The organism is Candidatus Ruminimicrobium bovinum, from assembly GCF_902760015.1.
GTDB lineage: Bacteria > Elusimicrobiota > Endomicrobiia > Endomicrobiales > Endomicrobiaceae > Ruminimicrobium > Ruminimicrobium bovinum.
The window spans coordinates 1-9,425 of record NZ_CACWEU010000102.1; the positions used below are offsets into that span (position 1 = coordinate 1).

Genomic DNA, 9,425 nt, shown 5'->3' on the forward strand with positions numbered 1-9,425 from the left:
AAAAAAATTTAAACTTAAATTGTCTTGTTGAAACACATAATGAAAAAAAAATAAAAAAAGCATTAAACAGCGGTGCTGAAATTATAGGAATAAACAACAGGGATTTAAAAACTTTTACTGTTGATATAAATACATCTTTAAAATTAAGAAAGTTTATTCCCGACAATAAAATATTAATTTCCGAAAGCGGAATAAAAACGGCAGAAGATATAAAGATATTAAAACAAGCAGGTTTTAACGGTGCGTTAATCGGCGAAAGTATGATGCTAAGTAAAAATAAAAAACAATTCCTAACTTCACTATCATCTGTCATTCCCGAAAGTCTCTGTCGGGAAACTCGTAGTTCAGTTTGTTTGTGAGAGGTAAAATAAAAATGAAAATAAAAATTTGCGGTTTGTTTCCTCTCCACCTTCTGTCATTCCCGCAGGTCGTTAGCGGGAATCTCGTAGTTGAATTTATTTGTGTGAGGTAAAAATTAAAATGACAAAAATAAAAATATGCGGTTTGTTCAGAGAATGTGATATAGAATATGTAAATGAGGCAATGCCCGATTACATAGGTTTTGTATTTGCAAAAAGCCGCAGACAAGTAACTAAAGAAACCGCACAAAAATTAAAAAACAAATTAAACAAAGAAATTTTATCCGTTGGTGTTTTTGTTAATGAAGATATGAATAATATAGTTGAAATTTGCAACGAAAATATTATAAATTTTATTCAACTTCACGGTGATGAAGACGAAAATTATATATCCGATTTAAAAAAAGTTTGTTCAAAAAAAATAATCAAAGCAATAAAAGTAAAAACAGCAACAGATATTATTCGATGGCGAAACTGCCAAGCGGATTATTTAATGTTTGATGCCGGAATGGGGCAAGGTAAAACATTTGATTGGAATTTATTAAATAATTTTATAAGACCGTATTTTCTTGCAGGCGGTATCAACGAAAATAATATAGAATCGGCAATAAAATTAAATCCGTATTGCATAGATGTATCAAGCGGTGTAGAAACAAATAAAGTAAAAGATAAAAATAAAATTTTAACATTGGTTAGGAGAGTAAAAAATGGGTAATACAAGGTTTGGAATATACGGAGGGCAATATATTCCGGAAACACTTATGAATGAAATAACAAATCTTGAAAAAAGTTATAACTGTTATAAAAATAATCCGGAATTTGTAAATGAATTAAATACATTATTAAAAAATTATGCCGGAAGACCGTCCCTTTTATATTATGCCGAAAATATGACAAAAGATTTGGGCGGTGCAAAAATATATTTAAAAAGAGAAGATTTAAACCACACCGGTTCACATAAAATAAATAATGTTTTAGGACAAGTCCTCCTTGCAAAAAAAATGGGTAAAACAAGGGTTATCGCAGAAACCGGTGCCGGTCAACACGGAGTTGCAACAGCTACCGCAGCCGCACTTTTAGGCATGGAATGCGAAATATTTATGGGAGAAGAAGATACCAAAAGACAGGCATTAAATGTTTACAGAATGAAATTATTGGGTGCAAAAGTACATTCGGTAACATCTGGAACAAGAGTTTTAAAAGATGCGGTAAACGAAGCCATGAGAGAATGGTCTAACAGGGTAAACGATACACACTATGTTTTAGGTTCCGTTATGGGACCGCATCCTTTTCCCACAATAGTTAGAGATTTTCAAAGTATTATAAGTAAAGAAGCAAAACAACAAATTTTGGAATATGAAGGCAAACTTCCTTATGCGGTTATTGCATGTGTAGGCGGAGGAAGCAATGCCATGGGAATGTTTTATAACTTTATAGAAGAGAAAAATGTAAAACTTATCGGTTGTGAAGCAGCAGGTAAAGGGCTTAATACCGATAAACATGCAGCATCCGTTGCTAAAGGTGAAATAGGAATTTTTCACGGAATGAAATCTTATTTTTGCCAGGATAAATACGGACAAATTGCGGAAGTTTATTCAATATCGGCAGGTCTTGATTACCCCGGAATAGGCCCGGAACATGCTTATTTGCACGATACCAAAAGAGCCGAATATGTTCCCGTTACCGATGAACAAGCCGTAAGTGCATTTGAATATCTTGCAAGGACGGAAGGTATAATTTGTGCAATAGAAAGTGCGCATGCCGTTGCTTATGCAAGAAAACTTGCACCGAAGACGGATAAAAACGAAAGCATAATAATTTGCCTTTCCGGAAGAGGCGACAAAGACGTTGCAGCAATTGCAAGATACAGAGGAGAAAAAATATATGAATAGAATAGAATCGGCATTTAAAAATAAAAAAGCATTTATACCTTTTATAACGGCAGGTTATCCGAATATAAATAAAACCGAAGATTTTATTTATAAAATGGTTTCGGCAGGTGCGGACTTAATAGAAATAGGAATACCGTTTTCCGATCCCGTTGCCGAAGGTCCGGTAATTCAGGAAGCAAGCCAAAAAGCATTGGAAGCAGGAACTAACCTTGATAATATTTTTGAACTTGTTAAAAATGTTCGAAAAAACATTTCAATACCGCTTGTTTTTATGACTTATATAAATCCCGTTTTCAAATACGGATATGATAATTTTTTTAACAGATGTTCTTCAATCGGCATAGACGGTATAATTATTCCGGATTTACCTTTTGAAGAAAAAAATGAAATTTCACAATTTGCAAAAAAGTATGATATAAAAATAATTTCGCTGATAGCACCTACATCGGAAGACAGAATAAAACAAATTGCAAAAGATGCCGAAGGTTTTTTATATATTGTTTCATCAATGGGTGTTACCGGTATAAGAAATGAAATAAAAACGGATTTAAAATCTATTTTATCATCCGTTAAAAAAACAACTTCAATTCCTGCCGCAATAGGTTTTGGAATACACAGCCCCGAGCAAGCTAAAGAAATGTCAAAAATTGCTGACGGTGTTATTGTAGGCAGTGCAATAATTAAAATTATAAAAGAATACGGTACCAATGCGGACAAACATATTTACAATTATGTTAAAAGAATGAAAGAATCGATGTAATAAAAAATTTAATTGTATATGATAACTAATATTTATTTTTTATTGACACAAGATATTAAAAAAAGTATAATTAACAAAACTGAATAAATTACTGAGCAAAGGTGCTTAAAGGGAGTAAATCTTTAAGCACCTTTATCTTTGTATATTTTTAGTTCATGGTCTATAGGGTTATAAGGTTATCGGTTATTTGTTGATTTTTCAATTTTTTGTTTGTTACACTTTTCAATTTATCACCTTATCAGCCAAAACAGGAGGTACCTTTTATGGACAACACAAATTTATTGTTGGTATGTTCACAAAAACAGGCGGAAGAAATAAAGGCACTTCTATCACTGTCCGCAAATTCTTTTTCAGTTACTCACATAGAAAAATCCGGAAATGAAGTTTTAAGAAAAGTTAATCAAATTATGCCCGATATTATTATAACCGATTATTCTTTGGAAGATATGAACGGTTATGAACTTGCCGTAAAAATAGAAGAATTAAAAATTTGTCCTACAATAATACTTGCAAACAATTTTCAAAGTGACAATATAGATGAATTAAAAAAAGGTTCTTTGGATATATTTTGCGTAACAAGACCGATAAACAAACAGGTTTTACTTCATACCACCGAACTTGCAGTCAGGTTATCGCATAAATTTCGTGATATGGAACAAAAAGTAGTAGATCTTGAATATCAAATAGAAGAAAGGAAAAATGTTGACAGAGCAAGAGGAATATTAATGAAAAAATTTAATATGGATGAAGACAGTGCATATAGAAATTTAAGAAAAAAAGCCATGGATTCGGGAAGAACAATAAACGAAATAGCAAAAACTATAATTCAGTTATTTGAAAAATTCAAATAACAGCAATTTATATTTGATAGTTTATAGCTGAAAACCCTCAACTCTCAGCCCTAAACTCTAAACTAAAAAATACGGAGTATTTTTTAATGATTAATAATTTAAAAAGAAAAAAAGCGATATTGGAACTCTCAAACGGTATGAAGTTTGAGGGTAAACTTATAGGTTACGATGCTGCAGTAAGCGGTGAAATGGTTTTTAATACCGGAATGCTCGGATACAGTGAATCAATGTCGGACCCTTCTTACATCGGGCAAATTCTTGTTTTCAGTTTTTGCCTTATCGGCAATTACGGTGTTCCGAAACTTATAAGTAACGATTTTATAAATTCTTTCGGGCATGAAAGCTCATCAATTAAAACTCAAGGGATTATAGTATCGGAAATTTTTGACGAAAGTTATCATTACGGAAGTATGATACCGCTTGAACAATGGATGACAGAACAAAAAGTGCCCGGCATTATGGGAATAGATACAAGATATTTGGTTCAAACGATAAGAAATACAAGAAACCTTTTCGGTTGGATAATACCCGAAGGAGCAAAAAAAGAAAATGTTATTAAAAAATTTCCGTTCTTGGAAAAATTTAAAAACGACGAATATGTAGACCCTTCAAAATTTAATCTTATGCCGACGGTATCAACAAAAGAAAGAAAAGTGTTCGGAAAAAGCAAGAAGAGAGTTGCCGTTGTAGATTGCGGTGTTAAATGGAATATTTTAAGGATGCTTGTTGATAAAGGTTGCCAAATAGAATTAATTCCTTGGGATACGGACTTTTCAACCGTTGAAGCAGACGGATGGCTTATCAGCAACGGTCCCGGAGATCCGAGGAATACCGGTGATTTGGTGGAAAGAGTAAAAAAATTATTGGACGGAAACAAACCTGTTTTGGGTATATGTTTAGGCCATCAAATAATATCACTTGCAAGCGGAGCAAAAATAAAAAAAATGCCTTACGGACACAGAAGCCATAACCAACCGGTATTTATTATACCGGAACAAAAGGCATTTATGACAAGCCAAAACCACAGTTATACTGTTGATCCGTCAACAATAGCAAAAGATTGGTCTTTATGGTTTGAAAATGCAAACGATAAAGGTGTTGAAGGAATAAAACATAAAACAAAACCGTTTATGTCGGTTCAATTTCATCCGGAAGCATCAAGCGGACCTAACGATACAGCTTGGATAATTTCGGAGTTTATTAATAAATTATAGAACTAACCCAAAAAATATGGAGTATTTCTTATGCCAATATTAAAAAAATTAAATTATACGGGGTTAAAGAAACCGAAAGTAATCTTGCTCGGTTCCGGTGCCTTATCAATAGGACAGGCGGGAGAATTTGATTATTCCGGTTCTCAGGCGGTAAAAGCTTTGCAGGAAGAAAATATTGAGGTTATTGTTGTTAACCCGAACATAGCTTCCGTTCAAACGAATAAAGATGTTGACAAAAAAGTATATTTGTATCCGGTAACACCTTTTTGGGTTCAAAAAATTATAGAACAGGAAAAACCCGTCGGAATAATATCAAGTTTCGGAGGGCAAACCGCATTAAATTGTGTTATAGAACTTTATAAAAGCGGCGTTTTGCAAAAATACGGTGTTGAAGTTTTAGGAACATCGGTTGATTCCCTTGAAATGTCGGAAAACAGAGATTTGTTTGCCGCAAAAATGAAAGAGATATCCGTTCCTATTCCTGCAAGTAAAGCTGTATCTACCGTTAAAGAAGCGTTAAAAGTTGCAGAAGAAATAGGTTATCCGGTAATAACAAGGTCTGCATTTGCTTTGGGCGGGCTCGGCAGCGGACTTGCCGAAAACAAAGAAAAGTTAGAACAACTTGCATGTGCGGCTTTAATGAGTGTTCCGCAAATTTTAATAGAAAAATCGTTATACGGTTGGAAGGAAATAGAATATGAAGTAATGAGAGACAGACAAGGCAACTGCATAACAATTTGTAATATGGAAAATTTTGACCCCATGGGAATACATACGGGTGACTCGATAGTTATTGCACCGTGCCAAACAATAGACAACATCGAAAACAATATGTTAAGAGATACCGCAATAAAAATTGTACATAACATAGGTGTAATAGGTGAATGTAATGTTCAGTTTGCATTAAGCCCCGACAGAAAAGAATTTTATGTAATAGAAATAAATGCAAGATTATCGCGGTCATCTGCACTTGCATCAAAAGCTACGGGTTACCCGATAGCATATATTGCGGCAAAAGTTGTTTCCGGTTTTAATTTACTTGAACTTAAAAATCCGGTAACGCAAACGACATCGGCATTTTATGAACCGTCACTTGATTATGTAACTTTAAAAGTGCCAAGATGGGATTTAAAAAAATTTACGGGTGTTTCAAAATTATTGGGGACACAAATGAAGTCCGTCGGTGAAGTTATGGCAATAGGCAGAAATTTCTGTGAAATAACACAAAAAGCCGTTAGAATGGTAAACGAAAACGATGAAGGTATAACATCCGGTCTTTTTAAATCGGCAACGAAAAAAGAACTTGAATATGAAATTTCAAACCCCACAAATTTAAGGTTGTTTGCAATATACGAAGCATTCAAAAGAAATTATTCCACAGATAAAATTGCGGAATTATCAAAAATTTCAAAATGGTTTCTTTCACATATAAAACATCTTGCAGACACCGAAAATGAACTTTGTGAAATGATTAAAAAAAGTAAAACAAAAACCATATATGACACTTTTAAAAATTTAGGTAAAGAATATATAAGAAATTTAAAAAAACTCGGTTTTTCCGACTATCAACTTGTTAAATTTTTTCTTTCGGTAAAGGAACCCAATAAAAAATATACACAAAAAGAAATTAAAAAATTATCGCTTGAAATAAGGAAATTAAGAAAAAAATTAAATATTGTTCCGGTTGTAAAACAAATAGATACGACATCTGCCGAATATCCTACAAGTTCAAATTATTTGTATCTTTCTTATGACGGCATACACAATGATATAACATTAACAAAAAAACATTCCGGCATAATTACACTCGGCAGCGGAAGTTACAGAATAGGCAGCAGCTGCGAGTTTGACTGGTGTTCGGTAATGACAAGTAAATATTTTAAACAAAAAAGAGCAGACAGTATTATTATAAACTGTAATCCTGAAACCGTTTCAACGGACTTCTCAACTTCCGACAGATTATATTTTGAAGAACTTTCTTTTGAAAGAGTTTTGGATATTGCAGATATAGAAAAACCGAAAGGTGTTATTGCCTGTATGGGTGGGCAAAACCCTAATAATCTGATACCGTCATTAAACGATACAAAAGTTAAAATTTTAGGTCATAGTGCAAAAACGGTTGATATGGCAGAAGACAGAAATAAATTTTCGGCATTACTCGACAAAATGGGAATAGATCAGCCGGAATGGATATCGGCAACTTCAAGAAAAGAAATAGATGAATTTATTGAAAGGGTAGGATATCCTGTTCTTATAAGGCCGAGTTTTGTATTATCGGGAACACTTATGAATGTTGCAGGCGACCAAAAGAGTCTTGATTATTTCCTTTCGTTAACAAAAGATATTTCCGATGATTATCCGGTAGTAATTTCAAAATTTATTCTTGATGCAAAAGAAGTTGAATGCGACGGAGTTGCCAAAAACGGAGAAGTAATAATTTCGTTGGTAAGCGAACATGTTGAAAATGCCGGAATTCATTCCGGTGATGCAACACTTGTTTTTCCCCCCGAAAAACTTTATGTAAAAACGGTAAATACGATAAAAGATATTGTCAGAAAAATTGCAAAAGGTTTAAATTTAAACGGACCTTTCAATATTCAGTTTATAGCAAAAGATAACGATGTTAAAGTTATAGAATGTAATTCGAGAGCTTCAAGGTCGTTCCCTTTTATTTCAAAAGTTTCCGGTAAAAACCTTGCCGAAATTTCCTGCAAAGTTATGAACAATGAAAAGATAAGTAAAATAATGGTGGATGAAAGCGAAATTCCATTTGTGGGAATGAAGGCATCAATGTTCAGTTATCAAAGGCTTGACGGTGCAGACCCCGTAACAGGTGTAGAAATGGGTTCTACCGGCGAAGTGGGTTGTTTAGGTAAAGATTTTAATCAGGCAATGGTTTTATCGTTGGAAGCAACCCAAATTAAAAAACCTGTTAAGGGAATATTGGTAAGTTCCGGCAGAGAAAAAGATAAAATAAAATTTATGGAAGTTATAGATAATTTATATAAGTTGAATGTTCCTATATATGCAACAGCAGGAACTGCAAAATATTTACAATCAAAAGGATACACCGTCAGTATGGTTCATTGGCATCAAAATCCTAAAGCGACTGATGTTATAAAAGACGGCAAGGTTGATTTTGTAATAAATATTCATAAAACATTTGATATTGATGAGAGAAAAGAAAATGCAATTATAAGAAAAGCAGCAATAAAATGCGGTTGTTCATTGCTTACTAATATGGAAAAAGTTATTGCTTATTTAAAAGCTCTTGATGAATATGACAAACTTCAAAATATAAAGTGCATTAGTTTATAATTAGTAATTAGAAATTATAAATTAGCAATTAATATATTTTTTTGCTTTGCAAAAAATCTAATTGTTTATTTTATTCCGAAAACTTATCAGCTAAGAAACCGTAGGTTTTGATCTCAGCTTCTCAGCTAAGAAATTCTGCAAGAATTTCTGAATCAGCTAAAAAATCGCAAAGCGATTTTTTGTTTGACAAAAAAAATTTTTTGTTATAAAATTATGCCAACAACTTAATAAAAGAATTTAAGCAAAGGTGCTTAAGAGATTTAATTAATCTTTTAAGTACCTTTTTTTAATGTATAGAAGGATAGAGGTATAGAAATCAAATGAATTTAAATTTCTATAAGTTAACAGCAGCCGGAAACGATTTTATTTTAATAGATAACAGGGAAAATATTGTTCCTGAAAATATACATTCAAAACTTGCCGCAAAACTTTGTGACAGAAGATATTCCATAGGCGGAGACGGACTTATCCTTTTGGAAAAGTCATCAAAAGCAGATTTTAGAATGAGATATTATAATTCGGACGGCTCTTTCGCAAGTATGTGCGGTAACGGCGGAAGATCGATTGCAATGTTTGCTTATAAGTTAGGTATTGCAGGCAAAAACATGAAGTTTGAAACTGATGCCGGTTTGGTTACGGCAGAAATAAAAAATGACACTGTTGTAAAACTTGCATTGTATAATCCGAAAGATTTGGCTCTTAACGAAGAAATTGAGGTTGAAGGTAATATTTGGACTGTTCATTCTTTAAATACCGGTGTTCCGCATGCAGTAGTTTATGTTGACGATATAGAAAAAGTAAATGTTCAAAAGTATGGAAACATTATAAGGTTTCACAAACATTATGAACCTAAAGGTACAAATGTAAATTTCGTTAAGGTAGATAAAGATAACACCATACTTGTCCGAACTTATGAAAGAGGTGTGGAAGGTGAAACTTTAGCCTGCGGAACGGGAGTAACTGCATCGTCAATAATTTCCGTTTTGTTAAATAAAGTTAAATCGCCGGTACATGTAATTACAAGAGGTAAA

The 9,425-nt window shown here is 33.1% G+C and carries 7 protein-coding genes and 1 pseudogene; all 8 read left to right on the plus strand.

The window, feature by feature from the left end:
• Positions 1-359: pseudogene (locus ACMUOV_RS03760) on the plus strand (hypothetical protein); the annotation flags it as partial.
• Positions 360-480: 121 nt separating this feature from the next.
• Positions 481-1,074, plus strand: coding sequence for a phosphoribosylanthranilate isomerase (locus tag ACMUOV_RS03765; RefSeq protein WP_413853781.1), 594 nt, complete (start codon positions 481-483; stop codon positions 1,072-1,074).
• Positions 1,067-2,251: a tryptophan synthase subunit beta gene (gene trpB / locus ACMUOV_RS03770; RefSeq protein ID WP_413853782.1), complete on the plus strand. Its 1,185-nt coding sequence runs from the start codon at positions 1,067-1,069 to the stop codon at positions 2,249-2,251. Before ACMUOV_RS03765 ends, trpB begins: the two co-directional genes overlap by 8 nt.
• Positions 2,244-3,011, plus strand: coding sequence for a tryptophan synthase subunit alpha (trpA, locus tag ACMUOV_RS03775; RefSeq protein WP_413853783.1), 768 nt, complete (start codon positions 2,244-2,246; stop codon positions 3,009-3,011). The genes trpB and trpA overlap by 8 nt, the downstream gene beginning before the upstream one ends.
• Before the next feature lie 263 nt (positions 3,012-3,274).
• Complete coding sequence (locus ACMUOV_RS03780; protein ID WP_413853784.1) at positions 3,275-3,862, plus strand: ANTAR domain-containing response regulator; 588 nt, start codon at positions 3,275-3,277, stop codon at positions 3,860-3,862.
• Positions 3,863-3,948: 86 nt separating this feature from the next.
• The gene (carA, locus tag ACMUOV_RS03785) at positions 3,949-5,076 is read left to right on the plus strand and encodes a glutamine-hydrolyzing carbamoyl-phosphate synthase small subunit (RefSeq protein ID WP_413853785.1); all 1,128 of its coding nucleotides are present in this window, start codon (positions 3,949-3,951) and stop codon (positions 5,074-5,076) included.
• Positions 5,077-5,106: 30 nt separating this feature from the next.
• Positions 5,107-8,394, plus strand: coding sequence for a carbamoyl-phosphate synthase (glutamine-hydrolyzing) large subunit (gene carB / locus ACMUOV_RS03790; protein WP_413853786.1), 3,288 nt, complete (start codon positions 5,107-5,109; stop codon positions 8,392-8,394).
• A 320-nt stretch (positions 8,395-8,714) separates the two neighbouring features.
• The coding region (gene dapF, locus ACMUOV_RS03795; protein ID WP_413853787.1) for a diaminopimelate epimerase at positions 8,715-9,425 on the plus strand (711 nt) is incomplete at its 3' end.

Coding starts and splice junctions, on each gene's coding strand:
- carA (WP_413853785.1), top strand. CDS start 3,949: ATGATTAATAATTTAAAAAGAAAAAAAGCGATATTGGAACTCTCAAAC.
- ACMUOV_RS03780 (WP_413853784.1), top strand. CDS start 3,275: ATGGACAACACAAATTTATTGTTGGTATGTTCACAAAAACAGGCGGAA.
- ACMUOV_RS03765 (WP_413853781.1), top strand. CDS start 481: ATGACAAAAATAAAAATATGCGGTTTGTTCAGAGAATGTGATATAGAA.
- carB (WP_413853786.1), top strand. CDS start 5,107: ATGCCAATATTAAAAAAATTAAATTATACGGGGTTAAAGAAACCGAAA.
- trpB (WP_413853782.1), top strand. CDS start 1,067: ATGGGTAATACAAGGTTTGGAATATACGGAGGGCAATATATTCCGGAA.
- trpA (WP_413853783.1), top strand. CDS start 2,244: ATGAATAGAATAGAATCGGCATTTAAAAATAAAAAAGCATTTATACCT.